The 25528-nt window shown below is 42.1% G+C and carries 35 protein-coding genes; 13 read left to right on the top strand and 22 right to left on the bottom strand.

Features of this window, described 5'->3' with window-relative positions; all coding sequences use genetic code 11:
• The first annotated feature begins 3 nt into the window (after positions 1-3).
• From JGK39_RS09470 to JGK39_RS09450, 5 genes are all read left to right on the top strand, one after another.
• Positions 4-879, top strand: coding sequence for a hypothetical protein (locus tag JGK39_RS09470; RefSeq protein WP_293296154.1), 876 nt, complete (start codon positions 4-6; stop codon positions 877-879).
• 5 nt (positions 880-884) lie between these two features.
• Positions 885-1253, top strand: a complete 369-nt coding sequence (locus tag JGK39_RS09465; RefSeq protein ID WP_293296152.1) for a hypothetical protein — start codon at positions 885-887, stop codon at positions 1251-1253.
• Positions 1246-3036 (top strand): hypothetical protein, encoded by a 1791-nt coding sequence (locus JGK39_RS09460; RefSeq protein WP_293296150.1) that lies wholly within the window; start codon positions 1246-1248, stop codon positions 3034-3036. Before JGK39_RS09465 ends, JGK39_RS09460 begins: the two co-directional genes overlap by 8 nt.
• Positions 3026-3427, top strand: coding sequence for a GIY-YIG nuclease family protein (locus tag JGK39_RS09455; protein WP_293296148.1), 402 nt, complete (start codon positions 3026-3028; stop codon positions 3425-3427). Before JGK39_RS09460 ends, JGK39_RS09455 begins: the two co-directional genes overlap by 11 nt.
• A 99-nt stretch (positions 3428-3526) precedes the next feature.
• The gene (locus JGK39_RS09450) at positions 3527-3832 is read left to right on the top strand and encodes a hypothetical protein (RefSeq protein WP_293296146.1); all 306 of its coding nucleotides are present in this window, start codon (positions 3527-3529) and stop codon (positions 3830-3832) included.
• 454 nt (positions 3833-4286) lie between these two features.
• Here the strand turns inward: JGK39_RS09450 and JGK39_RS09445 are convergent, their stop codons facing one another.
• Entirely contained in the window at positions 4287-4892 is a 606-nt protein-coding gene (locus JGK39_RS09445) for a hypothetical protein (RefSeq protein WP_293296144.1), read from the bottom strand.
• Between the two features lie 59 nt (positions 4893-4951).
• On the opposite strand from JGK39_RS09445, the gene JGK39_RS09440 reads away from it, so the two are divergent.
• Positions 4952-5161, top strand: a complete 210-nt coding sequence (locus JGK39_RS09440) for a patatin-like phospholipase family protein (protein WP_293296142.1) — start codon at positions 4952-4954, stop codon at positions 5159-5161.
• Positions 5127-5897 carry a patatin-like phospholipase family protein gene (locus JGK39_RS09435; protein ID WP_293296140.1) on the top strand — a complete coding sequence of 257 codons (771 nt, stop codon included), beginning with the start codon at positions 5127-5129 and terminating at the stop codon, positions 5895-5897. Before JGK39_RS09440 ends, JGK39_RS09435 begins: the two co-directional genes overlap by 35 nt.
• A 4-nt stretch (positions 5898-5901) precedes the next feature.
• On the opposite strand, the gene JGK39_RS09430 is transcribed toward JGK39_RS09435, so the two are convergent.
• The 19 genes from JGK39_RS09430 to JGK39_RS09340 all read right to left on the bottom strand — a co-directional run bounded on the left by JGK39_RS09430 (position 5902) and on the right by JGK39_RS09340 (position 17142).
• The gene (locus JGK39_RS09430; protein WP_293296138.1) at positions 5902-6408 is read right to left on the bottom strand and encodes a thermonuclease family protein; all 507 of its coding nucleotides are present in this window, start codon (positions 6406-6408) and stop codon (positions 5902-5904) included.
• Positions 6409-6666: 258 nt separating this feature from the next.
• Positions 6667-6948 (bottom strand): hypothetical protein, encoded by a 282-nt coding sequence (locus JGK39_RS09425; protein WP_293296136.1) that lies wholly within the window; start codon positions 6946-6948, stop codon positions 6667-6669.
• Positions 6949-7010: 62 nt separating this feature from the next.
• Positions 7011-8015: a DUF5131 family protein gene (locus JGK39_RS09420; RefSeq protein WP_293296134.1), complete on the bottom strand. Its 1005-nt coding sequence runs from the start codon at positions 8013-8015 to the stop codon at positions 7011-7013.
• 63 nt (positions 8016-8078) lie between these two features.
• Positions 8079-8693: a hypothetical protein gene (locus JGK39_RS09415; RefSeq protein ID WP_293296132.1), complete on the bottom strand. Its 615-nt coding sequence runs from the start codon at positions 8691-8693 to the stop codon at positions 8079-8081.
• Positions 8694-8897: 204 nt separating this feature from the next.
• Positions 8898-9347, bottom strand: a complete 450-nt coding sequence (locus JGK39_RS09410) for a hypothetical protein (RefSeq protein WP_293296130.1) — start codon at positions 9345-9347, stop codon at positions 8898-8900.
• A gap of 66 nt (positions 9348-9413) precedes the next feature.
• Positions 9414-9797, bottom strand: coding sequence for a hypothetical protein (locus JGK39_RS09405; RefSeq protein ID WP_293296128.1), 384 nt, complete (start codon positions 9795-9797; stop codon positions 9414-9416).
• A gap of 71 nt (positions 9798-9868) precedes the next feature.
• Positions 9869-10102: a hypothetical protein gene (locus JGK39_RS09400; RefSeq protein ID WP_293296126.1), complete on the bottom strand. Its 234-nt coding sequence runs from the start codon at positions 10100-10102 to the stop codon at positions 9869-9871.
• A gap of 16 nt (positions 10103-10118) precedes the next feature.
• Complete coding sequence (locus tag JGK39_RS09395; RefSeq protein WP_293296125.1) at positions 10119-10649, bottom strand: hypothetical protein; 531 nt, start codon at positions 10647-10649, stop codon at positions 10119-10121.
• A 38-nt stretch (positions 10650-10687) separates the two neighbouring features.
• Positions 10688-11242, bottom strand: coding sequence for an SLOG family protein (locus tag JGK39_RS09390; protein WP_293296124.1), 555 nt, complete (start codon positions 11240-11242; stop codon positions 10688-10690).
• 267 nt (positions 11243-11509) lie between these two features.
• Positions 11510-11965: a hypothetical protein gene (locus JGK39_RS09385; RefSeq protein WP_293296122.1), complete on the bottom strand. Its 456-nt coding sequence runs from the start codon at positions 11963-11965 to the stop codon at positions 11510-11512.
• 163 nt (positions 11966-12128) lie between these two features.
• Positions 12129-12506 carry a hypothetical protein gene (locus JGK39_RS09380; protein ID WP_293296121.1) on the bottom strand — a complete coding sequence of 126 codons (378 nt, stop codon included), beginning with the start codon at positions 12504-12506 and terminating at the stop codon, positions 12129-12131.
• 104 nt (positions 12507-12610) lie between these two features.
• Complete coding sequence (locus JGK39_RS09375) at positions 12611-13213, bottom strand: alpha-ketoglutarate-dependent dioxygenase AlkB (RefSeq protein WP_293296120.1); 603 nt, start codon at positions 13211-13213, stop codon at positions 12611-12613.
• Between the two features lie 99 nt (positions 13214-13312).
• A complete protein-coding gene (locus JGK39_RS09370) occupies positions 13313-13816 on the bottom strand; it encodes a hypothetical protein (RefSeq protein WP_293296119.1) in 504 nt (167 codons plus the stop codon).
• Between the two features lie 191 nt (positions 13817-14007).
• Positions 14008-14430, bottom strand: coding sequence for a hypothetical protein (locus JGK39_RS09365; protein ID WP_293296118.1), 423 nt, complete (start codon positions 14428-14430; stop codon positions 14008-14010).
• 160 nt (positions 14431-14590) lie between these two features.
• Positions 14591-14929, bottom strand: a complete 339-nt coding sequence (locus JGK39_RS09360; protein ID WP_293296116.1) for a hypothetical protein — start codon at positions 14927-14929, stop codon at positions 14591-14593.
• Positions 14930-15056: 127 nt separating this feature from the next.
• Positions 15057-15449 (bottom strand): hypothetical protein, encoded by a 393-nt coding sequence (locus tag JGK39_RS09355; protein ID WP_293322114.1) that lies wholly within the window; start codon positions 15447-15449, stop codon positions 15057-15059.
• Between the two features lie 74 nt (positions 15450-15523).
• Positions 15524-15850 carry a hypothetical protein gene (locus tag JGK39_RS09350; RefSeq protein WP_293296114.1) on the bottom strand — a complete coding sequence of 109 codons (327 nt, stop codon included), beginning with the start codon at positions 15848-15850 and terminating at the stop codon, positions 15524-15526.
• Between the two features lie 27 nt (positions 15851-15877).
• Positions 15878-16240, bottom strand: a complete 363-nt coding sequence (locus JGK39_RS09345; protein WP_293296113.1) for a hypothetical protein — start codon at positions 16238-16240, stop codon at positions 15878-15880.
• A gap of 77 nt (positions 16241-16317) precedes the next feature.
• Positions 16318-17142: an HNH endonuclease signature motif containing protein gene (locus JGK39_RS09340; RefSeq protein WP_293296112.1), complete on the bottom strand. Its 825-nt coding sequence runs from the start codon at positions 17140-17142 to the stop codon at positions 16318-16320.
• Between the two features lie 365 nt (positions 17143-17507).
• Here JGK39_RS09340 and JGK39_RS09335 point away from each other — a divergent pair, with 365 nt between their 5' ends.
• Complete coding sequence (locus tag JGK39_RS09335; RefSeq protein ID WP_293296111.1) at positions 17508-18224, top strand: antA/AntB antirepressor family protein; 717 nt, start codon at positions 17508-17510, stop codon at positions 18222-18224.
• A 54-nt stretch (positions 18225-18278) separates the two neighbouring features.
• Here JGK39_RS09335 and JGK39_RS09330 read toward each other — a convergent pair whose 3' ends face one another.
• Complete coding sequence (locus JGK39_RS09330) at positions 18279-18512, bottom strand: hypothetical protein (protein ID WP_293296109.1); 234 nt, start codon at positions 18510-18512, stop codon at positions 18279-18281.
• A gap of 49 nt (positions 18513-18561) precedes the next feature.
• Here JGK39_RS09330 and JGK39_RS09325 point away from each other — a divergent pair, with 49 nt between their 5' ends.
• The 4 genes from JGK39_RS09325 to JGK39_RS09310 all read left to right on the top strand — a co-directional run bounded on the left by JGK39_RS09325 (position 18562) and on the right by JGK39_RS09310 (position 24208).
• On the top strand, positions 18562-19416 hold the full coding sequence (locus JGK39_RS09325; protein WP_293296108.1) for a DNA cytosine methyltransferase: 855 nt from the start codon (positions 18562-18564) through the stop codon (positions 19414-19416).
• A 24-nt stretch (positions 19417-19440) separates the two neighbouring features.
• Complete coding sequence (locus JGK39_RS09320) at positions 19441-20838, top strand: hypothetical protein (protein WP_293296107.1); 1398 nt, start codon at positions 19441-19443, stop codon at positions 20836-20838.
• Position 20839: 1 nt separating this feature from the next.
• Entirely contained in the window at positions 20840-23569 is a 2730-nt protein-coding gene (locus JGK39_RS09315) for a hypothetical protein (RefSeq protein WP_293296106.1), read from the top strand.
• A gap of 114 nt (positions 23570-23683) precedes the next feature.
• Positions 23684-24208 carry an HU family DNA-binding protein gene (locus JGK39_RS09310; RefSeq protein ID WP_293296105.1) on the top strand — a complete coding sequence of 175 codons (525 nt, stop codon included), beginning with the start codon at positions 23684-23686 and terminating at the stop codon, positions 24206-24208.
• Positions 24209-24291: 83 nt separating this feature from the next.
• Here the strand turns inward: JGK39_RS09310 and JGK39_RS09305 are convergent, their stop codons facing one another.
• Positions 24292-25128 (bottom strand): hypothetical protein, encoded by an 837-nt coding sequence (locus JGK39_RS09305; protein WP_293296104.1) that lies wholly within the window; start codon positions 25126-25128, stop codon positions 24292-24294.
• Between the two features lie 47 nt (positions 25129-25175).
• Here JGK39_RS09305 and JGK39_RS09300 point away from each other — a divergent pair, with 47 nt between their 5' ends.
• Positions 25176-25460, top strand: coding sequence for a hypothetical protein (locus tag JGK39_RS09300; protein WP_293296103.1), 285 nt, complete (start codon positions 25176-25178; stop codon positions 25458-25460).
• The last annotated feature ends 68 nt before the right edge of the window (positions 25461-25528 follow it).

Below are 25528 nucleotides of genomic sequence, written 5' to 3'. Positions count from 1 at the left end.
AAAATGGCAATTGTAAAATACGATGCTGGTAAATTAGCTGTAAGTTCAAGCCAACAAAAGACATTGTTTGATGCAGTCAAAAGTTTTGGATTTACAGACACAATTTTGCAGTCTTTGAACGACCATTACGCCGTTGACATCAGCAATATCGCAAGCTGGACTAACGCAGATTTTGCCCGGTTTGCCGATGTAGCGGAACAATTTCGGGAACTCAGAAAGTTGATTCCCAAGATGAAATCTCAATGGCAAGATATTGTGGACGGCACTGTTGAGTGGTCTGAAGCCCAAGCAGAAATGGTCAAACAGGGGTTTGATAGTGCTAGAAAAGTTAAGAAGTCTACGGTTGATATGGCGATCGCTGAAGCCAAATTTTTAGCTCGCAACGGAGTTCAAGATCACAGACTTGAGTCTAAAAAGACAGTCATCGAACATCAAGCTACAGAAGATAAACGGTTAATCGATAGCAAAGAAATTGTTTTTCTTCAACAAGCAACAGATAAAGTTAACGCAGCTTTTACTAATTTCCAGGAAAGTATTGCTGCTGGCATAGCTTCTGCTCAAGAGATCGAACAGTGGAAATCAGAATTAGTTGATGAGTACGAAGCGGCTAAACTTTTTCTTACCTACGGCAGCGATGCAGAAACTCATCCCAAAGTTGTGGGCGGTGGTTTTGGTGTTGGAGGCAACGATCGATCCGATCGCCCTAAAACTTTCATAGCATCAGGTAGCCAGCAACAGCAATTACCGACAGGTCGTTCACCAGACTCGATCAGTTTTTCTTGGTCGGGCAACATTGCTAAAAATGTACTGGGTACAACCAAAAAAATCGGCGGTGGAATTGCCAAAGGAGCCAGCAAACTTAAGAAATTCTTCAGTTAAAAAACATGGAAACATCAAAAACTAAAGAATCAGTTGAACTTTTAGAATTGCTCGATCGATACGATTGGGCAACTCGGGGAATTTTTTTCTCGGCTGGAATATTAGCAGCCAACATCGGGCGGGCATATCCTGAATTATTGCGGTTATCGATCGCCGGCACTTTCATCGCAACCGGAGTAATTTTGTTTTATCCACCGCGCAGTTCTACCGAGAAATCGCTGTGGCGCAGCGGTGGGATTGCACTCTTCTTGGGGTTCGCTGCACCGTGGTGGGAATCGCTCAAATATGTCACAATCCAACACATTTTGATTGCTGTTGGGGCGATCGCACTTTTTCTAATGCTGCTCGGGATGCTAGGAGGCAACGATGACTAGCCCTACAGGAATGATGGGTAGTCTTATCGGCGGTTGTTTGGCGATCGCGCTGTCGATCGCCCCGGCATCAACGAAGAATTGGTCGATCGTTCGGCTAGTAGCTCCGGTTGCTGCGATTGGCTGCTTCCTCAACCGCAAGCAATCCCTCAAAAATGCGATCGCCCAACAGCGGGCGATCGACAGCGCAATTGCCGAGAAGAAACAGCAGCAGCGGGAACTGGCAGAGGCTACGCGCCCGATAATCATTCAAGAAGAAATCGATAAACAAACTGCTCGGGCAGCAGCAGCGGTGAAAGATTTTGCCCTTGATGCAGACAAAGCGCTGGCAACTTCGATCGCGCACAAGCACCCCGAATGGGCACGCCAGCAAGTTGCTGATGCCAAACTTCGCCATGAACAAGCGTTGTTGGAAACTGAACAAGTAAATAAGTCAGAGCCAGAGCCGGAAACAGAAGAACTGATAGTCGATCGATCTTCATTTCCGTTTGGGGTAGAACTGCCGATCGTCCCTGACTTCGGGGTTAAATTTTTTGACTGGGCAGACTTTCGCAACCAACCGGAAAATTACACCCACATTCGCGCCGTCGCTCCGACAAACGGTGGCAAAACAATGTTGGTTGATTGGTTGCTAGATGTCTTTCCGTCCGAGAAAAAGTTTGTGGTCAGCATCAAGCGCAAACCGCATCAGTGGCGTTTTTTGGATGTTGTAGGCGTACCAGAAGATTATGTTGCCATTCGATCGGAGATGCTGAAACTTCAGCAAGAACGCATCGATCGAACTGTACTGATGGCTGATGGAATTGATTACCCCTATTGGTCTGTTGCATTTGACGAGTGGAAGGCGATCGCCAAGAACATCAAAGCGATAGTAGAAAATAAACAGGTTATTTCGCCATCAGCTCGCGATTTGATGGGCGAATACCTCACGCTTTGTCGCGAGCTTAAAATCCGTATTTTTGCTTTAGCTCAAGGTAGGCAAGTTATCACTTGGGGATTGGAAGGTGAAAGCGATTTAGCCGAATGCTTCTGCTCCATTTATATGGGCAAATTTGCAGTTGAGGAGTGCGAGTCTTACTGCAATCGCTTTCCGAAAGATAGCGAAGAATATACTAAGTATCAAAAAGTTAGGGACTATTTGGAATCCTTTGGTAAACGCAGTGCTTGGATTAGTTCTGAGGTGGGAGAATTCCCGGCGATCGTCCCCGATCTGAGCAAGTGGCAGCGGGAGGATGGCGGTTTTGCCACAGTTAGCAAAGCCGATCTATCTCCTGAAATAGAACCCCAACCAAAGCCCGAACCCAAGTCACAAGTACAAACTGAACCAACCTCGGAAGAACTTTTAGAGGTAGCTAAAAAGCGATTGCTAGACGCTTGGAATGCAGAGTTTTTGCCTATTGATGACTTCCCCAGTTCTGAAAGCGATATGTTCGCTGTGGAAGTACAGCCGGAATTCCCAAAAGCCTTGCCAGAAGAGAATTCTAGTTTAATCGCTTCCCCTGCTTCCACACTTCCCGAGAAGGAACGAACCAAGGCTTTAGCGCGGGTTTTTGGGCTGATGAGGAAGTACAGCGTGCCAAATGCGGAAGTGGAAGATGCGATCGAATTAATCCCGATCGACCCTGATAAAGCTTTGTGGTTGAGCCTCAAAATTCTCCAACTTGGGGTGACTCAAACAAGCACAAAGATATTTATGAAAGGTAATAGCGGTAGACCGTTTCTAAAATCTAAAGAATGGTATAGTTTACTTGAATCAAAATTTGGCAAAATAACTGATGAAAAATAAACCTATTTTGAAGGGCGATGCGCGACAAAAACTACGATCGAATCAAACACAGCGCAATGATTATGTCCCTGGTTTTGTATATATTGTATATTCCAGAAAATATAAGTGCTACAAAATTGGGCTAACCAGATACATGACTGAAAGATACAACCAGCTTAGCGAAATCTACGAATCTTTAGATTTTATTATTTGTGTTGAAACCAACAACATGAGGCAGCTTGAACTTGCAATGCACAGACGCTACGCTAAACAGCGGAGATATCTCGATCCAAGTTTGAACGGATTTACTGAGTGGTTTAAATTCAATTTAATCAAAATTATTGAGGTTAAGTTGGTTCTCAAAATTATGTGCAAATGGTTTGATTTTTTGGATTTCTGGGATCGGTTGTGATTTTTGACTATATTAAAGTTTTATTTGCTACAGTTAAAATTCAGTATTTTCACTTACAAGATATTGGTTAAAATATGTTTATTGAGTGAGTGTAAAATTATGAAATACATTCCCGATTTACCCGATTCTTTTGTAGAAAGAGTTAGGGTATTAGAAATGAAAGTAGAAGCTTTAGAAGCTTCTCATGCCACCCATAAAAATGAGACTAAAAGAATGATAGAGATAACTAATTTATTTAATTGGTTGCCAGGAAGTCCAAGATTTTTTGTGTTCTTTATCCTAACTGTAATTTTCTTGAGTTCGTTGACTGCTGAAATTTTGCTCAAAACTACAGGAAGCGATTTAAGAATTCGCCGTCATCTAATCGATATTTTGGAAATTAGAGAGAAGCGAGTCAGTGATTAACCATAAATCATAAGTAAGGCAACACAAATTTGCTGTGTTGCCTTACTTATTTTCAATTGCTATTTGTCGTAAACAAGTTTGATTTTTGCTCCAGGACCCGCAGGGCTAGAAAAAACATAAAGTTTATTGTTGTGAGAAAAGTGCCGAGATTGGATTTTTGCGCCGTAACTTCCTACTTTGCAAGAAGGACTTTTCTCTTTGCCACTAGGAACAAAAGCAATCGGATTGATACTGCCTCGGGATATCCCGTTGACCGAAACAAGCTTTGACAGAGGGTAAGATGCAGTATTCGATAAAACCACGTAACCGCATTTATTGACTGTAAGCGTTCTTATTTTAGTTGTTGGAACAGGTTTTTTGGTTTTGGTGCCGGAACTGCTTCCGGTTCCAGAATTAAAACTGGAACCGGAATTAAAGTTGGAGCCGGAATTAAAAACAGATTTTGTGTTGAAACTCATAGTTTATTTCCTGGGATAATTGTAGTTGTGAATATGAAATTTGGATCGGCTTGATAGCGCCGATCGCTTTTAATCACATTCATAAATTGAGCGTGACCTGCGCGAGTGCGCCCGACCAAACATCCGGCGCTGGCTGTGTAAATATCATTTTGGGGATGATCGTACCCGTGATGTTGATTGATGCCAAAGTTGCCTTCATAAATATCATCCCTAGTCCGTAGCATATCTCGATTGTAATCCCGGTGTACCTTAACCCAATCTACTTGAACTAGAGCTTCATGAGGTTCGCTCATCCCGTGAATGCCAACCTGCCATGCCTTGTACTGACCGAAAGCAATGCGCGCTGCACCGCTTGGATTCATCGGATTGTCGGTGTAATAGAATCCCGGTTCGGTCGTTGCTTGCCACTTGCCGCTGACGATCGGCACTTTATCGTTAAATTCAATTACCATCCGCACATCGTTAAAGTGGTTTGGTTCGTCGCCATTTAGCGTGCCATCGGTGTTCATCCCCTCAACATAAACAATATTTAGCTCTCTGTTCCCCCGAAAAATTTGATATTTCCGGGCTTCCATGTACTGAATAATTTTAGTGGCTAACATTCTATACTCCAATAAGTATACAATAATTATACAATCAATAATAGTGCAAAGTAAAAAAAATGAAAATATTATCGATCGACGGTGGCGGGATTAGAGGAATTATCCCAGCAATGATTTTGGCTGAAATAGAAAAGCGGACAAACCGGGCTATTTGGCAGATGTTCGATCTGATTGTGGGGACTTCAACGGGGGGGATGCTGGCTAAGCGGGCTAGTTGCGCCAGCCGACAACGGGTTGGAAGCATATTGTTCGATCGACCAATTAATTGATTTGTACCGCAAGGGAGAAAAAATATTTAAAGAACCAGCGATCGAATCTTTCACAAAAATAGATGATTTAACTAAACCGAAATATTCATCGAAAGGCAGACAATTTGCGATCGATGAGGTGCTAGGGGAAACAACTCTCGATCGAGCGCTAACAAATATTTTAATTCCCGCTTACGATATTGAATCTCGGATGCCAATATTTTTCGTAAATAACAGTGCCAACACACAAACAAGAAATTTTCAGAAATTATCGGATGCGACTATGGCACAAGCGGCTATGGCAACGACCGCAGCACCAACTTTTTTTGAGCCATACCAATTGGGGGGTTATGCGTTAATTGATGGTGGAGTTTTCGCTAACAATCCTGCTAGCTTTGCAATTGCAGAATGTTTAAGAATTGCGAAAAATATATCAGAAATTACTTTAGTTTCTTTGGGGACAGGAAATTTAACTCGCAAATATTCGGGCAAAGAAGCCAAAAACTGGGGGATGTTGCAGTGGCTCGAACCGCTCATAAATATCATGATGGACGGGATGAGCGAATCTGTGGCAATTGAACTTGAATATATACTGAAGCCACAGCAGTATTATCGATTTCAATCTTCGCTGACGATCGCAAATGATGATATCGATGATGCCAGTCCCCAAAATATTTTTCAGCTTGAGGCACTGGCAAAATCAATTATTTTGGAAAAAGGTCGAGAATTAGATGAGTTGTGCAGTCGAATTTGCTGATTGGTTAGATTGTTAGTTTTTTAAATTCGTAAGGGAGAATAAAATTTGGTTCTGACCAAATGCCACGTTTTTTACGATTGGCATTAGCTGTCTCGGTGATAATTCCTCGAATTACAGCTAGTTCTCTGGTGCTGTATGAAAACCTGTTAAACGGAAGGTAAGTAGCTGCCATTCCGGCTTTGCAAAGCTGGATTTGTACGTTGTTTGCTGCTTTTACTGTTTCGAGGTAGCAGTCGCAAACCCACCGATTGAATGAGTCTTTTTCGATCGGAATTGTGACGATCGGTTTACCAGCTACTAAATTCGCCAAAGTTGTTTTAGCTTTTTCTGCCCACTCCCAATGTTTCAGGATTCTAGAATCTGTACTCGATTGTGAGTTTTTTCTAGATTCAGGCGAATCAATCCATTGCAGTCTTGCTTTGAATTGTTCGCCTTGAAAATCAAGATTCAAAGTATCGCCATCAAAGATAAACTTTGAATAGCAAAGATATCCAGTACCAGCTACTATCATTAATTAATCCTCAAGCTTAACTTATTTTAGGCTATTCTTGAGGATTAATCAAGCTAAAAATGATTGACGAAAATAGGTTATATCCAAATCCGTTTAACTTCTTATATCGCTTGCCCTCAACCGATTCTAGCACCCGCCAATGTCCCTGTCCCCAGTGAATACTGGCGAGACAAATGAGTGCTTTTGTCTATTGGTTTCATGGCTTCAGCTTTTTAGATTGCGTTTAAAAAAAGTTCCCAAGGGGGAACTTTGATTTACTTAAAATTCGTCTTGATTGTCATCGTCAAGATAAACACGATCGATACCGTGTCTTGCCTGCCATTCACAAGCTAAATCACTATCTGTAACGTTAAAATCTTCCTTTAACTTGGCGAAATCGATTTTAGCTTGTGAAAATGCTTGTTCGAGGGTTGAACTAATTCCCCAATATGTGCCATTTTCGATCGAATATGTCCAATCTCCTGGGTTGCCATTACTCCAATAGGATTGCTCAAGAAGTTGCTCAAATTCGATCGAAACGCCGTTAAATTCGATAAACATAAAAACTTCGCCTTCAATTGAAAGATCGCTTCCTTATCGCGAAGCGACCTTACAGCTAAGCTTTATGGAAACTCTCGAATTTTCAAATCATCGGGAAATTCATCAATATTGCCACCTTTGCGGTCTTTAAGCCTAATCACTCGATGAGTTTCTGCAATTCCAGCAATATAAGGATTGGATTCTATGGGTGTAGACCCAAGTTGCTTCACAAATACCGCTGTTTCCGACTGCTTGCATTGCCGGACGATCGATCGAATCGAATCAACATGACAAGGACGTGCACCGGGACCGGATTCACCCCCGGCAATTATCCAGCCCAGCATTGATTTACTGATTCGGTGTCCACCATGAAATTCGCAAGTTTGGCAACCAGAACAAAGCCCAAGATACTTCCGTAAATCGATCGACTCCAACAACGGTTCGCAGCTCAAAAACCGAACGGCTGCCGGGGTTTGCGAGAGTGATGGAATGCGATCGTCCGCAGCTTTTTGATTTTCCACACTTGTGCCCAACCAAATGTTTGGTATTGATCGATCGGGCAAACCAAGATTCTCAAATAATTCTAGGAATGCTTCCTGTGTTGGATATTTTCTCAATATGTGCCTGGGAAAATCAGCATCTTCCCAATAACAGGACAGCAATGCTTGGTACAAACGATATCCTGTAATTCCATCTAAATACTTTTTCATCCGCTCCGGGCGTTTGGTCAGGATTTGAAAAGTGTGTTGTGGTGCGATCGCCATATAAGCAAAAGCTTTGTCAATCCATTCATCGGGCACCCATTCACCAAATAAGTCAGTCATCGAGCCCAAAAATACTTTCTTGGGCGATCGTATTTTCAGCAATTCTTGCATCACCTTTTCGTCAAAAATCAAATTATCTGGCGCTTTACCTGTGTAAGGCAATTTGCTGGCGAATTTGAAATAATTGCTTTGGTTCTGTGTTTCGCTATAACAATTCGCACATCCTGGACTCACTTTATAGCACCAGTGTCCGCCGTGACTGCCATCTTCACGAATTAGGTGAATGGGATTACAAGTTAAGTTCGTCCATTCGATATTGCTCATGATTTTCTCCTTAGTTTGCTTGACATAAAAAAAAGCCGAGGATTTCTCCCCGACTTTTATGGATTACTTACCTTTGATTTGTCGGGTAACTGGGCTTGATGCTAATTCAATAGCCTCATCAGGAGTTGAGCCCATTGCCAAGCACAGTTGCTGATTCTCAACTAAGCGTTGGTCAACACAATGCCCAATTCCGCGTTGGTCATCTTCAAAGATTTGGCGTGCAGCTTTGACAGCAGCTTCTTCAAAGGGAGTTGCGATCGGGCGAGTGCTAGTCACAATTGAGTAGTAAGTGCCATAGTTGCCTTCACTTTGCATCATCTCAAACCGAAAGATGTTATTAAAGTAGGCTTCAGATGCTTTTGTTAGAGCATATTCAGCATAATTAGTCGGCATTCCTTCAGTTACCCAATTATTGAATGCTTCCCGTCCAAATGTTTCCACCAATCCCTTCAATTTGTCTTGTGATTGACGATGAATCAGAAAAGTTGACAACTCTGAGCACTTTTCATGAAAGTGAGTTTTCATCTCACCAGCAACGGGGATTCCCCAGATTTCTGTGAAAGACTCGTTTTCGTAATGAGGTTTGAAAGTGAGAGTTTTCTGCCCGATCGCACAAATCGCCATCTCCACAAAACTGCCACGAGTTAAACCAGCTTTCTCCGCTTTGGAACAGTTCATACCTTTGGTATCGCCTGTGACAAAGAGGCCAAAATCTTTACTACAATTTGCTCTGTAACGACTAGGGAGACCTGGAATACGAAATGCAAAGCCGTCAACGATGATTGGGTTCATGGTTATTTTCCTGTTAATTAGTTTTTGATTGCGGTTCTATTCAGCCTTACCGCATTTTGGCGAAGAAAATCAACGCCCGAAAGCGAAGCACTACTTTACATAAACCGCCAAACTCGGTACTTTATGCTCGGTCTTTTTGAGTGCGATCGCCCGCTGCTTCCGAAGCGTTTCTAGGTAGGGAGAAACCAGAAGTGTTTCTTGTTTTGCTTCTGCTGCTTCTATCATTTCTGTGAGTTCTTGGATGTAAGCTTTGTTGTTTTCGATGGCGGTTGCGTTCGATCGACACAGTTTATCGTACTCGCGATTGATATCTTCATCTAGTCGCACAACCGAGGTATTTTTGTCGTCGTAACGGTTGCGTAAAACTAACACAATTTTAGCATTCGTATCAGAAAAGACTAAGCTTTTACCGTTAACTGATGTTTCGGATTCAACAATATCGAAAGCTTCGAGAATTGCGTCAGCTTCGATCGATTCTGCTTCAGCTTTTAGTGATTCGATCGCGCAACGAATTTCGGCTAATCTTTGTAGGTGTTTCATGGTATGATAAGGTAGCTTTAACAGATTTGATACAGCGGTTGCTAGCTTGAACAACCGCTGTTTTTTCTAAACTTCTGCCTGTACTTCTGCCAATTGATTTGGAGGATTGAAATATGCTGCCATTTCTTCGTAGTAAGCCTCATCTCGCTGACTTTCACGCCAATCGGCAAAATGTTCTTCCATTTCTGCGGTAGGTTGTTCAAATTCTAGCCGATCGTAAGGCAAGGATTGATAGAACCGCTTTTCACCTTTAATGTGAAATTCTGCATCAGCCTCAATGCACTCTACGTGGTACATAAACCAGTTGTAGAAAGCGACTTTAACTTCGTCTGAGGTGAATCGATCGTCAATAAAGCCAGTGCCAAAAAGACGGTTTACAATTGCATCAATGTTGATATCGAGTTTATCCAACATTTGCTCAATGATTTCTTGGGTTGCTGTGAGTTTCATGATTTACCTGCTAAATACAAATCACCCTCTAAAAGCGAAGCATTGCTTTGTTTTTAGAGGGTGATTTTGTGTTAACTATTGGCAAAAGAATTCAGCAAGTAGAGCAAAGTACCAGCTCCAAGGGCGGTATAAGTAGTCGGCAAGTATCCCGATGACGTTCCGTCCCGCAAGCTACGCACAATCAAATAGCTTTCGGTGTCGGGGATTCGATCGCAGCTTGTGATGTCTCCGCGTTCGATCGCAGCAACTGCTAACTTAGCAATTCGATTGTGGATGTGAGCGGTGATTTTCTTGTTAGATTTCATGATTTTGGTGTTGTTGTTACTGGAAACAAAAGCAAAGTTGTTTCGGTGGATTTGTTACTGATAGCGCTCTGCCTACTGGGTTGATTTGAAAAACTTGGAGGTTGTTCGCGATCGCCAAATCAATCACATCACCAGGTCCGCCTCGATCGGTTTGTCTTTCAGAATCCCAATGGAATCCAGAATTAATGCTCAGACAAATATCCGATTTTCGTATCATGTGGCGCCAAGCAATCGCCTTAGAACCGTGAAAACCTTGAGGATACAGAATCACTATTTGCGGTGCCTTCTCTAGCTGTTTGCGAAATCGAGAGCGCTGTCGGGGTTTCCAGGGACGATCGATATTTGGATGAGCCAGTACAGCAGTCCAGGGCAATCGGCGATCGATGAGAATATCGGCAACTACTTGATCGAAACCGAGCTGCATACCGCACAGAAAATGACGGGTGTTTTGTTCGATCGCCAAATCAATTAGGCGATCGATTTCTTTGCGGTAGTCTTTAGTAATCCAGTAGTTGCCAGTGAAAAAAGCTGTGATGCGTTTTCTCATGGGAAATTAAGCCCCATTAAAAAGGGGCTTGGCGCGAGTTACAAATGGTCGTCAATCGTTCTGAAAGAATTGCTTTGAGGGTTGTAAGCAAAAATTAGTTTCTTGGCTCGCAAAGCCATTTTAAGAGTTTGGTAAGTTCCGCCGTTGCTTCGACCATCCCACACTGCCAAGCACAAATCGGAGTGCTTTACCATGTAAGCATTGCGTTCCATCATGCAGGTGGGCGTGTAATTTTCAGAAATGCGTATTTCAGCATCTGCCGATCGCAGCAACTGCCAGTAAGCATTCTGATACGGCTTTGACCATTTGATGCACTGGTACGGACACGGCGTGATTGCTTTCCACGGTAAATTGCGATCGGTCAATATTTCTGCTGCTAGCAAATCTGTACCTATCGCCATTCCTGAGAAAAACTCAGTTACGCCTTGAGCGATCGCCATATCAATCAGTTTGTTGATTGGCTTAACAACTGATCGCCCTACTCCTCGGTGTCCTGTGAAAAATGCTGTGTTGTATTCCTTGATTTCTGCTTGAGCGTGGATTTCGCGATCGACAGCAATCTGGTAATCAAATAATTCGAGTGGTGAGTACATGAAAAATCAATGAAACATCACCACATAAAAGCGAAGCATAATTTAAGCTTGAATTTCCCCGACGATTTTGCTGAAAGCTTTTCCTAGTTCAGTTAAATGACATTTCTTTTCTTGCCTTCGATCGACCAATGTAGATTTTATCTTTGCCGATAAAACCATCAATCTTGCCGTTGACAACTTGCATTACATTCTCCGTTAAGTTAAAAAATGGTTTTCTAATTGTAAAAAAAAAGCCTTAGATCCTAATTAGGATCTAAGGCTTTTTTTTTACAAACTAGCTAAATAAACGAAAAATCGTTTAAACAGCTCTGCCGATTGGATATCGTGGCTGGATAAAACCCATAAGGTTATATCATTTTGCTTGGAAGTTTCCGCTATAGAGCGATATTGTTCAAGCTGCCAATACCCCATATCTCTTTTCTGTTTGCGATCTAGAAGAGAGAAATCAGTGTTAAGCAATATCCAAAGATATTCTCTTAACTTGTGGACTGGCATATCAAGATTGATATTCGTCAGTCCACGTCGCATTTTGTCTGCCCACGAAGATAAACGGATATCTGTTCCGGCATAACCAACTACAAAGTTAGTTTGCCTGAACAATTTTTGTTCATCTTCAGCCATAATTGTTGTTTTTCCATTGTTTACATGGAAGAAATCTCCGGTGGAACTTCTGATATCAAAGATTTGGCGGGATTCTTTGATATTGCGAATTACGATGGTCATGATTGAAACCTCGGGATAAGTGGACGAGCGAGAAATCTCACTCATCACTCTTGCCGAAGGCTTGACTGTAGGTTCCAATGCAAAAACTAACTGTAGGTTAAAAGATTGAGATACCTACAAGTTTCGCTCGCACAAAACTTGTAGGTATTACTAAATCAAATGATTAGATTTTGATAACTCGCGTCAATTTAACTCGATCGATATTGGCTTTAGTGCCCCGACTGCAACCGTCCCAAATAGCCAAACCGTAATCGGCTATCAAACACATAAACTTATCCCTGGCTTCATAATTGCCGTTAACGCTTACAGCCGGATAACCGTTAGTGTTTCTCGGTTTCCCGAAAGAATTATACTTGGCATAATAGACAACAACTTTCTGATACTTGCGCTGTCTCAGGTATTGTTGGACTAAATTGTCTACACCGAAAGCATCACCGATTATGATGTCAAAGTTTTGTGCGATAATGCGATCGATAGATTCAACAGCTTCCTGAGGCAATACTTGAATTGAACGACTGCCAGAAATTAATACTTTGGTCATGCTTTTCAGTTGTAAAAGGTCATTATTTTATTGCGAAGCTTGATATTTAATGGCTAAAGTTTAATAAAAAAGATTCTCAACCTAGGAGGCTGAGAATCTTTTCACTAAAACACTTGGCGGATTGTGAGGTTTAAGCGGCCGTTATTCTTCAACAAGCCAGTGGGGGCTGTGTTGGGAATAATGCGTTTTACTCCATGGTGTGCTAGTCTGCTTTCGCCATGAAGAACCAAGATGTCGCCCGATCGCAAAGTAATCGATTGCAAAGGATCGGAGCGCAATGTGCCGCCGACAACAAACTCGCAATCGTCGCCGAGACTGATACTGATAATAGCTGGCTTGAGATTGCTCTCACTATTATCTTGGTGAACGCCAAGTTTGCCTGTTTCCGGTCGGTAGTAGTTTATCAAACAGGTTTCAGGCTGGTATTCTGGTTCGCCCGCCCGAAGAGCAATCTTAACAGCTAAATCAATCAAAGTGTCAGGCATTGGTGGAAATGGGTTTTTATTCGGCTGCAATCGATCGTACCGATAGCCATTTATATCGGTAATCCAGCCAACCTTACCGCACGATGTTTGCTGACAATTTAGCGGTTGACCGCTTCTTGGCATTACTTGCGTAATAAAGGGAGCGATTGTGGCAATTTCTCGGCACAACTCAACTAATCTGAATTGTTGCTCGATCGTCAATATTTGTTTGAGGTGTAGCATTTGAATCTCCGAAAGAGTTATTACTTGACAGCGAAGCTTTTTTGGGGATAAAAAAAGACAAATCAAGGATCTAGATCGCAATCTAGATCCTTAATTTGTCTACGGCAATGGGAAATAACCTTTCGATCGGTTAAACTTCCACAAAGTGATACTAAACCTTTCCGGGCTTAATATCTCACTTACACCATGGATCTGCTTACAATTAAACTCAGTGATATCGCCATCACCAAGGTTATACTGCAAACCGTTACAATCAAACACACAACTGCCAAGATTTACGCCTCTAGCAGTTGGTTGACCGTAACTGTGATCTCGATGGGGTTTAATCAACCCATTACTTGTCAAATTCCCATGATCAAAATGGAAACTTAACAATCCAATATCACAACCCGGATATACTTTCTGACAAAATCTTGCGATCCTGTCATCTTTATATCCGTTGGATACTTTGCCATTGCGAAAATCAACTTTATGGAAAAGCCATAAATTCAATCTTCCATCAACATAATTCGATCGATCTATCTCACTATCTGCAATCCTGGCTCGACACCAGGATCTCAAATCTTCGATATTTCTCGGATCTACTTTATTGATAATTTTCACTCTGAGTCTCCACAATAATTGACTGCTACTTTATTGCGAAGCCTGACTCTCGGTATAACAGAAAATATTGCGGTTGCTGGCTATCTAGCTCGCAGATTGCAGAGAAAAAAAATAGATTGAGAGAGTGTTCGATCGGCATTTTTGAATAAAAAAAAAGCCTTAGATCCTTGGTAGAATCTAAGGCTTTTCTTTTAGTGGAAATCGGAAAATGCAGAGGATATTAACTCTCGACAAGCTTCATCGAAGCTTTCGCAAGCAGCATACCCGTCAACACTGTAATAGCAAAACCAACCAAGTGGATAGCCGGTTTCAGAAGCCAACCTATCATTCAGTTCAAAAATGCCCGCTCCACGAAGTGTTATCTTTAAATAACCTTCGTCGTGGGAAATCATTAAGAACTGGTCTTTAGGCTGCGCTAACTTCTTAAAATTTCGCAATTCTTCGGAAGTTAGCGAATCTTTCAGTTGCCCAAACGCAGCTTCGAGGTTTAGTTGTTCCTCAGAAACTGGTTCGTAACAAGCCTCATTTTCTCGTTGCTCAAACTTCTTCATGGCGAAGTAAGTTCTTACAAACTGGCGAGAAAGCATCGGTCGGCGAGTGCGCTTGATAATCATAATGGTCACGGGGAAAAACAACGACATTTTTGCCGAAGGCTTGACTTTTGCCGAAGTGCAAAATATTTCAATGGGACGATCGAGAAAAATTAGTTTGTGATGCAAAATCGATAGTAAAAAAAAAGCCTTAGTTCCCAGGAGGAAACTAAGGCTTTTTCATTTAGAAGTCGTACCGATCGTCAGCAACATTAGTCGCCAAGTTTGGTTTCTTGGCAGTACCGTTCAATTCATTGCGACGAACGTAGTGTTCGGTTCGCACCGCCAACAAATCCTTGATTTCGTATCCCAAATCTTGAGCAAATTCGACTACACCTTCGTAGTCTAACTTGTGAATGGGATGGGCTTTCCATTCAATGTCAAAGGCTTCATAAGCTTTATAAGCTACATCTTTGCCTTTGACTTTATTTTCTTGCTTGTACGCATCCCAAGCGATAATTCTTACAGCATCGCGCAATTGAGATGCGCGTTTCTCGGTAAAACTGGGAATATTGATAGTCATTTAAAGTACCTCTACGAGTGAATTGAAAAAAAATTGGCTGACATTTGAAGCGAAGCATTGCTTTTTTTTGCAAATGCCATGAGAAAAAACGTCAAGTTTCTGAAAACAGAAACTTGACGTTTAGCAATTAGAATTCGCAAGGTCTATGGCTTGGTTCTTCTACCAATCCATAACTTGCAGGAAATACTGATATCCGATCGACAGGATCTTCTTCAGAATTGTAAATCGCCACATCTTCTTCGTAGCGCTTGACTAAGAAAATGTGATGCAAGATTGCTTCTGAAAGAGTAGCAAACCTTTTATACCGTTCCCCGTAACTATGAAATTCTGAATAAACTTCATAAGGTTTTACGAAAAACGATGGAGGTCTGGTATCGACAACAATTGTAGTTTCGCGATCGTATTCTACAATTGTCATTACTTCAACTTGATAGGCTTCCATGTCATCACCAAAATATAGAACAACATTTTTGCCGCAGGCTTGCCTCTCGGTCAGAGCAGATAGATTACCGATTACCAAAAGATTCCAATAAAATCGACAAACTTTATGCACCAAAAATGGGCGATCGAGATGATGTCGATCGCCTTACATTCTTACGAATCGATTGGAAAATCAATAACCGAAGAATTTGCCATCAATCCGCAGTAATAGTTTTCTCGAACAAACAGCGCTTGTTCGATCGACATCCCAGAAATCCATAAATATTCTCGAAACTGACACCAATCCATCCAGACAAACGGTTGCTTGTACCACCAGGAATAAAACTCGGCATGAGCTTGAGTTGGATTTTGTTGTCTGAGTTCTGGGTTGAAATTTTGCCAGAACATTATACGCACTGCATCGCGCAGTTTGAGGGTAAGCTGTTCGCTATTTCGATCGACGTGAATCATGGTTTCTCCTGTTTGGTTGTATCGCCCCAACAAACTTGGGGCGATAAATGTAAAAAGCTACTTCAGGAGTATTGCCATGTAGCTCACAAAATCAGCATTTAAACCGCGAACTTTCAGCTCCATTGGAGAACCAACAACCCGCTTTGATTTGCGCGGTTCTTCTTCGTTACCCTGAAAGTAACCGCCAGCTTTCTTGAGAATAGTTTTGATTTCCGTTGCTTCTGCGATCGAACTTACACCCACATAGGTAATGAACGACTCGAAACCTGAATCTCGATCGGGCGCTTCATTCCAGTCCCAAATATTGTTAACCGCACCGCAAATTGTAATTTGATTACTCAATTTTACAACCAAAAACGAGCCATGCTGACTAGATTGTAAAACTTGTCCTTCGATTCCTGCAAACAAAATCGTTTCCATTTGTGTAACTCCTGCAAAATAAACAGCTATCGATCAAGTCATTCGATCGATAGCTGTGGTTGTTAGTGAAATTGAGGCTAGATATGTTTCCAGGTGATACCGTTTTTTATGTCCCAAATGGTTGTGGAGGTAACTCCAAAGAGTTTACCTATTTTTCCATTATTCAAGCTTCCTTCAGCCAGTAAAAGTTTAATTTCCTTTACTTGTTCTGATGTGAGTTTAGTTTGAGGTAGCTTGTCTCCTCTTGCTTCTCTATTTTTGCGGAGCATATCTTGGGTATTATCTTTGTGAGTTCCTAAGAATAGATGCTCAGGATTAACACACGTAGGATTATCGCAAGAATGGCAAACAAGCATCCCTTCAGGAATTTGACCATGATGAGCTTCATACATTAAGCGAGAAGCCATTAAATTTTTGCCCTTTCCCCCTGGACTTGTCTTCCTTAAAACAGGATATCCATGAGATAAAGCTAAGTTTGTCAACCAACATCCGTCCTTGGTGATGATATGACTTTCCAACCGTTCGTTAATAGGTTTTATCTCGTACTCACGGGTTGCTGTATGAGAAGAATCTAAGAAAAGGTGTTCAGGGTTTATACAACCTGGGTTTTTGCAAGTGCGAAGAACATACATACCATCAGGTATTTCCCCTTTGTAAATTTCATAAGCTACCCGATGAGTTGCTTTCATCTTGCCTTCAACATTTATTTGTGTGTGACCGTTTTTGAGTGTTAGCAAATCTGTTAACCAGCATCCGTCCTTGGCAATGATATGACTTTCCAGCTTTTCTAAAAGTGAGGTTTTCTTGCGTAGTTTATGAAACATAATTAACGGTAAAATAACGTCAACACCTAAAAGCGAAGCATTAAATTTATTGAGTAATTTAAGTGCCTGTGACAGCAATCCTGTTAGTCACCTTTAGAACTAGGTAATTGCCGTGCAGTGAAGATTTCAACACTTCGCATTCTATTCCAGCAAACTTGATACTTTCCATTACATTTACCAAAAAACATCAACACTGCAAAGCGAAGCATTGATTTTGTTTCTGATGTTTCTGGAAACAAAAACACAATTTGTTTCTGAGATTTGTTTCTGAAGTTGAGGGCGATCGATAGTCAATTTGTGGCGTTCGATGGCGTTCCGCCCCGCAAGCTACGAGATAAATTGTAATAGAAAAAAGCTATAATGTGAAGCATAAAAACCCCCTCGCGAACTGGTGCTATAACACCAAGGTTCCAGGGGGAGTAACCTACATCAGAGGTCACGTCATGGATTTTAGCATTGAACTGGCAAAAAGTTTGATTGAATCTACCGAGCAGTTTCCAATCGATCTAGAACAAGCATGGGTTTGGCTAGGATATACCCGAAAAGATTCAGCACTCGACACGCTCAAGTCCTACTTTGAAGAAGGTGTAGACTTTTCCGCCTCAAACCGGAAAAGCCCTACAGGTGGTCGTCCCAGCCACTCTTACCGTTTAAGCGTGAATTGCTTTAAGGAACTCGGAATGCTGGCTAAGACCAGTCAAGGCAAGCAGATTCGCAAATACTTCCTTGAATGCGAAAAAATTGCCAAGTCCAAAGCCGCACCTCGCCCCGTAATAGGTGCATACATAGAACGAGTTAAGTCAATCTACGAAAACAGCAGCAACGTCCCCAAGGGTTACTGGACAGTTTTGTCTGAAGCATCAGGATTGTTGCTGTGGGTCGAAACTGTACTTAAACTACCCGTTGATAAATTTGATTTGATGGATGGGTCAATCGGCACTCAGTGGGCAAAATATCGCGCTGACAAAAAGTGGGCAGTCGATCGCAAACAGTACGATTACCAGTTTCCCGATGGTCGCAAGTGCAAAGCTTGGAGTTACCATCGCTCAGAAATGATTGAATTTCGTGCTTGGCTTGATGATGCGTACAAACCCAATTTACTGCCTGTTTATTTGGAAGGCAAATATGGGGCAATGGTATACGTTGACGCAGTTGCTTGAGTAACCAATTGAAAATAGAAAGTCCCGATCGTACCGCCGATCGGGACGAAAGTTTTAAGACATTGCAGCTCTAATTAAACATCTCATTGCTTCATCAAGATTATCTGCGTAGCCCTCGACGACACACGAGGTAAAACTTCCATCAGAAAAAGGGATAGGGTCTGGACGGTACCACAAGAATGAGTTTTCACCCCTTTGAATAATTCCACCTTCATGCAGATGGATTTCCAGCCGATCGCAATCTTCTACTATTGCGCCTTCTTGCGAAGAAAGCGTGATTCTCTTCATTTTCATTTTCACTCTTCCCGAAACAACCCCTTTATTGCGAAGCTTATTTATGCTACAATTGAAAGAATTATTTCACAGTAATATGCAATTAAAATGTATCGATTTCTTTGCTGGAATAGGTGCGTGGGAACTAGCTAGCAATTATGCAAATTTGATTTGTTCCCAAGTTCAATTTAGGACGATCGAATTTATTGAAATCAACCCGCAAGCTCAAAAAGTGTTGCGATCGCACTTTCCAGAAATTCCAATTTATCCAGATATTCGATCGTACAATGCAATCCCACATAAAGCTGATGTACACTTCATCTCGTTTCCTTGCACCGGCACGTCAGCAGCCGGCACAAAAACAGGACTCGCACACTTTGAATCAAATCTCTGGTTTGAAGCGCTGCGGTGCATCGTTATCGGAAGACCAACGTTTGTGGTTATCGAGAACCCTGCGGGAGTTATCGATCGAGGACTTCGAGCGGTTGTTGCCGGACTCAGTCTGGCTGGCTACGAGGTTGAAATTGAAATCGTCAGCGCGTCGGAGCTCGGTGCGCCTCACGAGAGGCAAAGAGTATTTGTCATTGCCTACGCCGACAACCTTGCCTTACAGCAGCGGAAAGGGTGGATCTGCTGGTCAGAATCGCTTGGAACTGATATTGAAACAGCAAGGAAGATTGGAGCGCGATCGGAAATTAAACCCAGCTTTATGTCTGTGGATGCTAGGATTCCCAGCTACTTGGCTGGAGTGCATTATGAAAACTGGTGGAGAATGAATCCGCCACCAGTCAACCCCGGATTAAAGCGTAGAACGCCTGGAAGACGAGAAGCAATAAACCTTGTTGGTAGGTCGATCGTCCCTTTACAGGCTTTCGTGGCATTAATGCGTGTCCAGTTTCTGGCTAATTTGATAGAATAATTTAATTGATAATGGAAAAAATTTATGGCTGAAATTTGGATAGGAAAACAAATTCTACCGATTGTCGATACAGTACACGAGGCTATTGCTGGGGGGCGCGATTGGTATACGAGTTTGCCTCACATCAAATTCATAATGGAATCTCCATATTTTGCCAACGTGAAAGAAATATTAACATTGGCTGCCAATTTAGGATTGACTGTAAGTGAAGTTGGTAAAGTATTTTGCGAGACAGTTTACGGCATAAATCTTGCTCGCAATTCTAAAGTTTATCAAGCAAATTTAGCGGGGCGCGGTTTGTCGATTTTATCGAGCATTAAACCGAGCAGCAGCGATAAAACTATCTATGAAGCTGCGGTAAAAGCTCACAATGAAACTCTGGATTTGCCGAAATTATCTGTAGAACTGGCAAAAATTGAAGCGGAAATTAGTTCGATCGAGAAAGAATTTGAGCAAGCTAAAGATACCATGCAAGCTTGGAAAAAGGAAGCACTTGGTAATTTAGAGTCAGCTAAAAACAAACTAATTGAGGCAATTAAAGACCTTAAAGGCAATCGTAGGCGTGGAGCTAAAGTCCAACTAGGTCGAGCTACCATGGCAGAAACAGCTATGAAAACAAATCAAGTGCCATCAGTGTTTGCGTCGGCAAATTTCTCGATTCGATCAGCACTAAGTTGGGATATTAGTTCATCAACCAAATATGACATTAGTTCATTAACCCAAAACAATTGTGTAGCGAATGCGATCGTACCCGTACTCCCAGGAGCAGGCGGGATAGTAGGTGCGGGTGCAGTCATTGGTTCGATCGCATCTTGGTTGTTAAGCAGCTTTTTTCTCAAAGGATTAGCTGGATTTCCCATGCAGATGCTGGATGCTCTCAAGCATACAGTTACTTCGATCGTCCTTAAAGTTCTCGGCAGCAGCGGTGCAAATGCCTACCGATTTTTAGCTGCATCTGTTATCAAAGCCGGCAAAAGTTTAATCCCAGTAATTTTTGCCTCAACCGGAATGTTCTCCGCTGCTTGGACTTTTTTGATGCCCTATGCTTTGCCGATTATCGGTGCAGCAGTAATCATCATTGCTGCCATGAAACACAAAACAGAACTCGGCAACAATTTATATGTATACGGGCAAAGTACAGACACTGTATACTCGCTTGCTACCGCTCATCTCTACGATACAAACAGACAAGAAATGCGAGAGCAATTGCAATTAATGGCAACCACATTAATTACTGAATCAAGTTATAGCTTTAAAAAATTGTACGGAGTTGCTGCTAATGATAAAGGTAAACCAGTAATGGTTTTAAATTTGTTAAAAGATATCCAAAATCCATTGTCTATCGTAGGAGAAGAAGCTCTAACAGAACTTGTAGGAGGAGATTTTGCTACAATAATGCAAACAGCTCTTACTCTTTTTTAAAATGGCTAGCGATTGGAATAACAACCTAATTGATGTTGATTCAGTTACTGGAACTGTAACTGTTATTTCAACTTGGAGTGTCTGGGATTGCAAAAAGAAGGAATGGAATAAAACCGTACCTCCAGTAGTTTTGCGAAATACTATGTTAGGAGCGCTTTATCCAAAACCAGAAGACAGATTCTGTATTGGTGAAATATCAAAAGAAGATACAAATCCTAATTTGCTCGCACCCTTTACTCCGCCAGATTCAAAGAAATTTTCGCTCGATTTAGCAAGTAACAGCCGAACTCACGGACGTTTCACTTTCAACATGGAAGAAGTGGGGCAAGGTTATTACGGCAGCGCGCAAAACGAGCAATGGAAACGAATTATCTACGGTTCGATCGTTCATACCGGATGCAAACAATTAGTTTATCGAAGAATCAAGTATATCGTCGTCGATGATACGCGCAGAAACGAGAAGGGGCAGTTGCAGGATGATAAATTGCACCAATGGCACTGGAATACTGGAGACAGCCACGCCAAAGGTAGCAGCAGGCTGATGAGCTTTTTGGGAACCGGGCAATTTGAACTCAACGAAGACACTGAATTGGATACGCCGATTCAATTCCGAATGGTTGTGCGAGACAGTTGGGTAGGTAAAGGGACGATCGCCTACAATTCTCACCTTGACACTATGTTGGGCGGAGAATACGATTTAGTGATTCCTGTAAGCTGTCTCAAAGGCAAAAAACCTGCATTTGGGGTACATGAAGATGTTGTGCTTATGGGATTAGTTTTTGAAGGGGAAGAACGAGTGGCTAAACCGGGATGGATGTTTTTCCAGTGGTTTCCGAAAACTGCTTTAACAAGAAGTAATGGAATTTACCCGCCGATTACAACTGCTTTGCGATCGAAGTGCGAAAAGCTAGCTAGTGCATACAATTCTATCAAAGATTTAGCAGAAATTCTTAAAGTTAGCCAGGAGAAAAAAGACGAAGACTTGGTAAATCCCAATGCAGATATCATCGGCAATGAAGAGCAATCGGAAGCCGAATATATCAGTCCGTTAATCAGAATTATTGAAGTTGACGTACACGGCGTACTGCTACTGCATCCGTATATTGTTCGCAAGATTCAAGAACGCTTGCAGTTGCAGTGGTTGGTATTGGCGACAGCAGCCGGAGTGCGTTTCTATTCAGTGATGTGCCAGCCCGATGAGACGCTAGATTTCTACTACAAAGACGGTGCGCCCGACGGCAGAAAAGTGATGTGCGCGCCCGATTTCAAACCGGGGTTTTACATAGTATTTTGCAATCCCATGCGACACTGGGGAGATTGTCAGATATGGGAAAACATTCACACGGGGCCCTACAAAAATGGCACCGGATTGATCGCAGCTACTCGCAAGCAATTGCTCGGACTTGGCAGAGATACTGATGGCGATTTTATGCAGTTGATTTCTGTTAAGAGATTTCCAGCACTGGCGTCCGCGATCGCAGAATTTGGCAAACCTCCAGATACCGAGAAATTCCCTAAAATGGCACTGCAAGGGAACATGAGACAAATTGCCATCAATTCGATGAACAACAACACGGGTATTGCTGCTAGCTTGCTCGGGCGCGCTGCTGCTGCAAATATCGAACAGCATTTCATCGATATCCCCCCGGGCGGACTGCAAACCCAAACTCAAAATATGAGGATTATTGATTTTCTTTCGCAGCAGATTCAAATTGCTGTTGATAGTTTAAAATCCGCATATCCCAACAATGTCAACGGGTTAAATGCTGTTACAAAATATATTGATGAAGCGGTTGGCAAAGATAATATCCCTTGGTTGAAAGGCTTTAAAGATAAAAAAGTTTATGCTGAATATCCGTGTCCGGTAAATCCAGATGCGACAGATACAGTAAGTGCGATCGTAAAATTGGTTAACAGTCATTGGAAAAAACCAGATTTAGCAATTACTTCATCGCCTGTAAGTTTCAAATTTTCTTTATTCAAGTTATACCCAGAAAATGAAATTCAGCAGCAGATGGCAAATGAAGTACGTTTTGATTATGCTAAACAAATCAATGCTGCAATAGAATGGAAAGAAGCTAACAATGGTGATACTTCAAAAATTAAAGAAGTTTCTGCACTTTTCAAATCAAAAAGAGATGGGATTTTAGCAATTCAAAGACCTGACGGCAAAACTTACAGCGCTGAAACTTGGGCTGCTGCTTATTGGCAGGTATGTCATACGAGTGAAGCTGGTTCAGCAGGCTTGGTATTTTTGCTGTGGATTGATGAGATTATTGCAGAATTGAGCACTACTACCAGAGAAATCCGAGGCGTAGTTGTAGTTTACGGTTTGGCAAACAAAACTAATTCTTATCCGTTGGGATGTAAAAGCGGATGGATGTTCGATCGCCAGCCAAGTGAAGGTTGGGGAGGAATTCTCGTTAAAACACGAGTAGTGTGGTGGCAAGAAAAGGATGCAAGCGGTAATCCTATTGGCTTAAAAAAGATGGGCATTGATATGCTTCACCCTACAGCAAAAAAAATCACTGGGTACAATTTTTTGGGATTCGTCGATCCCTATTACGCCAGCAAACTTCAAATAGGAGAAACGCGCGATATGCGGATTTACACTCACAAGGTGAAAAATGGCATTATTACTGAGGCATTTTTGTTCGATCCAAACATGATGACAGTTGCCGAAATGGAAGATTTTGTCAGAAATCCTCCCAACAAAAAGGAACAAAAATAATTTACTGTGATGCAAAAATAACTAGCTACTGGCAAAAAATCTGCGAGAGTTGCCAAGCTAATAACTTTCGTGCATAATAAATTTATGCGTCTCTGTCTCAATCAATAGTTTTACATGACACCTCTAACTGACTACGTAAAAAATTCGACTGGCTTCGGTGAAAGTACGATCGCTGCGGTGATGAGTTCTGCGATCAGTTTCATTACTACTTCGCTCCGCAGCGGGGAAGAAGTAAAAATCGAAAATCTGGGTATCTTTAAAATCACCGACAAACCGGAACGTCAAGGGCGAAACCCCCGCACTGGCGAGCCGACAACTTTCAAAGCTTCTCGGAAACCCAAGCTGAGTTTTAGCAAAAACTTTGTCGGTTCGATTCAACCCGACCCTGCTGTAGAAGTTGCTGTGGAAACTGCAACTGTTGCAGTCAGTTTTCCACCAATCCCCGCCGATTTGCTAGTTGATGTGAAAGCACAATTAGAATTCATGTGGCAAATCAAAGCGCCTGACAATTCCTTTGTTGAAGTTCCTTCCTCTGAGCTGACAAATTGGGGAGTAACGGCAAATACCCCCATTTACTCTCCGGCTACAGGCTGGAAACTAGCAGGCAAAGTTCCCGAACTTGTTGGGATTGTCGTTTAGTTGTAAACTTTAATTGGTAGATGCACCCTACAAAAAACCCGACTGTCTCTGATTCAGTCGGGTTTTTTTGTCCAAGCATTGTTTCAAATAAACCGAGAAAACACTGGATGCCGCAAACTCCCGGCTGCGGTAACACCCAAATAAATCACTTCAATATCTTTGTCCAGATAGTTCGACTGATTTGTCCAGACGTTTGATCGCTGCAAATCAGTTAAACCAGTTCCGACTTTTGCACTGACAACCCGATCTCCTATTAATCCCCGGATTAACAAAGCACCCAGAGATTGGGCGTATTTGCCCGTACCTTTAGTAAATCCGACAATTACGAAGGAATCTTTGACAAAGTTTTTGACTTTGAGCAAATCGTTCGATCGAACTCCTGTATCTGTATAAACCGAACTCGGATTCCGCAACATAATTCCTTCATCCGACAATCCGCTGTTCTTCACCAATTCAGCTACTGTCTGAATTGCTCTTGGTGTATTTGGGGTGATTGAGTGAGGCACATAAGTTACTCGTCCTGTTTCGGGGAGTGCGGATTTTATCAAATCAAGCATTGTGCTGGCTGATGCTGTGGGGTGCGCGATCGACCCGGCAGCAAATATGCGATACTCAACTCTCAGTTTTTGATTGACATCAAACTTTTTAGAATCGCGTACTATGCCAGAAATCACGTCAAACTTCTCTCCGGGAATGTAAAGTTCGCCGTCCAAGAATGCCAAATTGTTGTTCCGACAAGTTAGCAAACAGATTTCTTCGATCGCGTCAAACCCAACGTAGCGAGTTTTTTGACTTCGGCTGATTAATCCGCGATCGGGTGAGTACAAGCAGCGAACACCGTCAAGTTTTGGACTTGCCAGCCATTCAGAATTGGGGTAGTTTTTGCTGGGGCTGTAAGTGTTGGCAAGTTGAGGAAACATTATTTCTGCTATAATAAATTTAATCTCAATTATAGCTTTTTTATCTTATGACTAACGAACAAATTGCGTTACTGACTAAATTATCTGAGTCTGGAACTGAAGTTAAGGCAATCGTTGAATCGGCAGAACAAACCACGCGATCGATTCGAGCTGGCAAACGAGCAGTAAATACTGTTGTACCTATCAAAGCTGGTGAAGAAGCGACTGTTAGCTTTATGAAGATTGTTCCCGCTGCTGGTGAAAAGGCTGTTGCTCAAGACTTTGAAATTTGCATTCGGATTGGCGGAACCCGTGTTTGTGTTTCGATCGACTTTGATGCAATGACAGCTTAGTTAGTTGCTGATTTAAACGCTAAAACCAATACTCCCCCGTTTTTGATTGATAAAAACGGGGAGTATTT

This window comes from Microcoleus sp. PH2017_12_PCY_D_A (assembly GCF_020738565.1).
Lineage (GTDB): Bacteria > Cyanobacteriota > Cyanobacteriia > Cyanobacteriales > Microcoleaceae > Microcoleus.
Note: the sequence above shows the minus strand (reverse complement) of the source record. Positions and strands in the feature narration are given on the sequence as shown.

Bases quoted from the DNA above. Each gene is read 5' to 3' on its own strand.
- JGK39_RS09390 (WP_293296124.1), bottom strand. From the start codon at position 11,242: ATGTACTCACCACTCGAATTATTTGATTACCAGATTGCTGTCGATCGC.
- JGK39_RS09315 (WP_293296106.1), top strand. From the start codon at position 20,840: ATGGCTAGCGATTGGAATAACAACCTAATTGATGTTGATTCAGTTACT.
- JGK39_RS09365 (WP_293296118.1), bottom strand. From the start codon at position 14,430: ATGATTATCAAGCGCACTCGCCGACCGATGCTTTCTCGCCAGTTTGTA.
- JGK39_RS09320 (WP_293296107.1), top strand. From the start codon at position 19,441: ATGGCTGAAATTTGGATAGGAAAACAAATTCTACCGATTGTCGATACA.
- JGK39_RS09450 (WP_293296146.1), top strand. From the start codon at position 3,527: ATGAAATACATTCCCGATTTACCCGATTCTTTTGTAGAAAGAGTTAGG.
- JGK39_RS09335 (WP_293296111.1), top strand. From the start codon at position 17,508: ATGGATTTTAGCATTGAACTGGCAAAAAGTTTGATTGAATCTACCGAG.
- JGK39_RS09425 (WP_293296136.1), bottom strand. From the start codon at position 6,948: ATGTTTATCGAATTTAACGGCGTTTCGATCGAATTTGAGCAACTTCTT.
- JGK39_RS09410 (WP_293296130.1), bottom strand. From the start codon at position 9,347: ATGAAACACCTACAAAGATTAGCCGAAATTCGTTGCGCGATCGAATCA.
- JGK39_RS09385 (WP_293296122.1), bottom strand. From the start codon at position 11,965: ATGACCATCGTAATTCGCAATATCAAAGAATCCCGCCAAATCTTTGAT.
- JGK39_RS09415 (WP_293296132.1), bottom strand. From the start codon at position 8,693: ATGAACTGTTCCAAAGCGGAGAAAGCTGGTTTAACTCGTGGCAGTTTT.
- JGK39_RS09300 (WP_293296103.1), top strand. From the start codon at position 25,176: ATGACTAACGAACAAATTGCGTTACTGACTAAATTATCTGAGTCTGGA.
- JGK39_RS09440 (WP_293296142.1), top strand. From the start codon at position 4,952: ATGAAAATATTATCGATCGACGGTGGCGGGATTAGAGGAATTATCCCA.
- JGK39_RS09445 (WP_293296144.1), bottom strand. From the start codon at position 4,892: ATGTTAGCCACTAAAATTATTCAGTACATGGAAGCCCGGAAATATCAA.
- JGK39_RS09375 (WP_293296120.1), bottom strand. From the start codon at position 13,213: ATGCTACACCTCAAACAAATATTGACGATCGAGCAACAATTCAGATTA.
- JGK39_RS09345 (WP_293296113.1), bottom strand. From the start codon at position 16,240: ATGGAAACGATTTTGTTTGCAGGAATCGAAGGACAAGTTTTACAATCT.
- JGK39_RS09325 (WP_293296108.1), top strand. From the start codon at position 18,562: ATGCTACAATTGAAAGAATTATTTCACAGTAATATGCAATTAAAATGT.
- JGK39_RS09455 (WP_293296148.1), top strand. From the start codon at position 3,026: ATGAAAAATAAACCTATTTTGAAGGGCGATGCGCGACAAAAACTACGA.
- JGK39_RS09310 (WP_293296105.1), top strand. From the start codon at position 23,684: ATGACACCTCTAACTGACTACGTAAAAAATTCGACTGGCTTCGGTGAA.
- JGK39_RS09420 (WP_293296134.1), bottom strand. From the start codon at position 8,015: ATGAGCAATATCGAATGGACGAACTTAACTTGTAATCCCATTCACCTA.
- JGK39_RS09360 (WP_293296116.1), bottom strand. From the start codon at position 14,929: ATGACTATCAATATTCCCAGTTTTACCGAGAAACGCGCATCTCAATTG.
- JGK39_RS09395 (WP_293296125.1), bottom strand. From the start codon at position 10,649: ATGAGAAAACGCATCACAGCTTTTTTCACTGGCAACTACTGGATTACT.
- JGK39_RS09405 (WP_293296128.1), bottom strand. From the start codon at position 9,797: ATGAAACTCACAGCAACCCAAGAAATCATTGAGCAAATGTTGGATAAA.
- JGK39_RS09305 (WP_293296104.1), bottom strand. From the start codon at position 25,128: ATGTTTCCTCAACTTGCCAACACTTACAGCCCCAGCAAAAACTACCCC.
- JGK39_RS09330 (WP_293296109.1), bottom strand. From the start codon at position 18,512: ATGAAGAGAATCACGCTTTCTTCGCAAGAAGGCGCAATAGTAGAAGAT.
- JGK39_RS09380 (WP_293296121.1), bottom strand. From the start codon at position 12,506: ATGACCAAAGTATTAATTTCTGGCAGTCGTTCAATTCAAGTATTGCCT.
- JGK39_RS09465 (WP_293296152.1), top strand. From the start codon at position 885: ATGGAAACATCAAAAACTAAAGAATCAGTTGAACTTTTAGAATTGCTC.
- JGK39_RS09430 (WP_293296138.1), bottom strand. From the start codon at position 6,408: ATGATAGTAGCTGGTACTGGATATCTTTGCTATTCAAAGTTTATCTTT.
- JGK39_RS09460 (WP_293296150.1), top strand. From the start codon at position 1,246: ATGACTAGCCCTACAGGAATGATGGGTAGTCTTATCGGCGGTTGTTTG.
- JGK39_RS09470 (WP_293296154.1), top strand. From the start codon at position 4: ATGGCAATTGTAAAATACGATGCTGGTAAATTAGCTGTAAGTTCAAGC.
- JGK39_RS09400 (WP_293296126.1), bottom strand. From the start codon at position 10,102: ATGAAATCTAACAAGAAAATCACCGCTCACATCCACAATCGAATTGCT.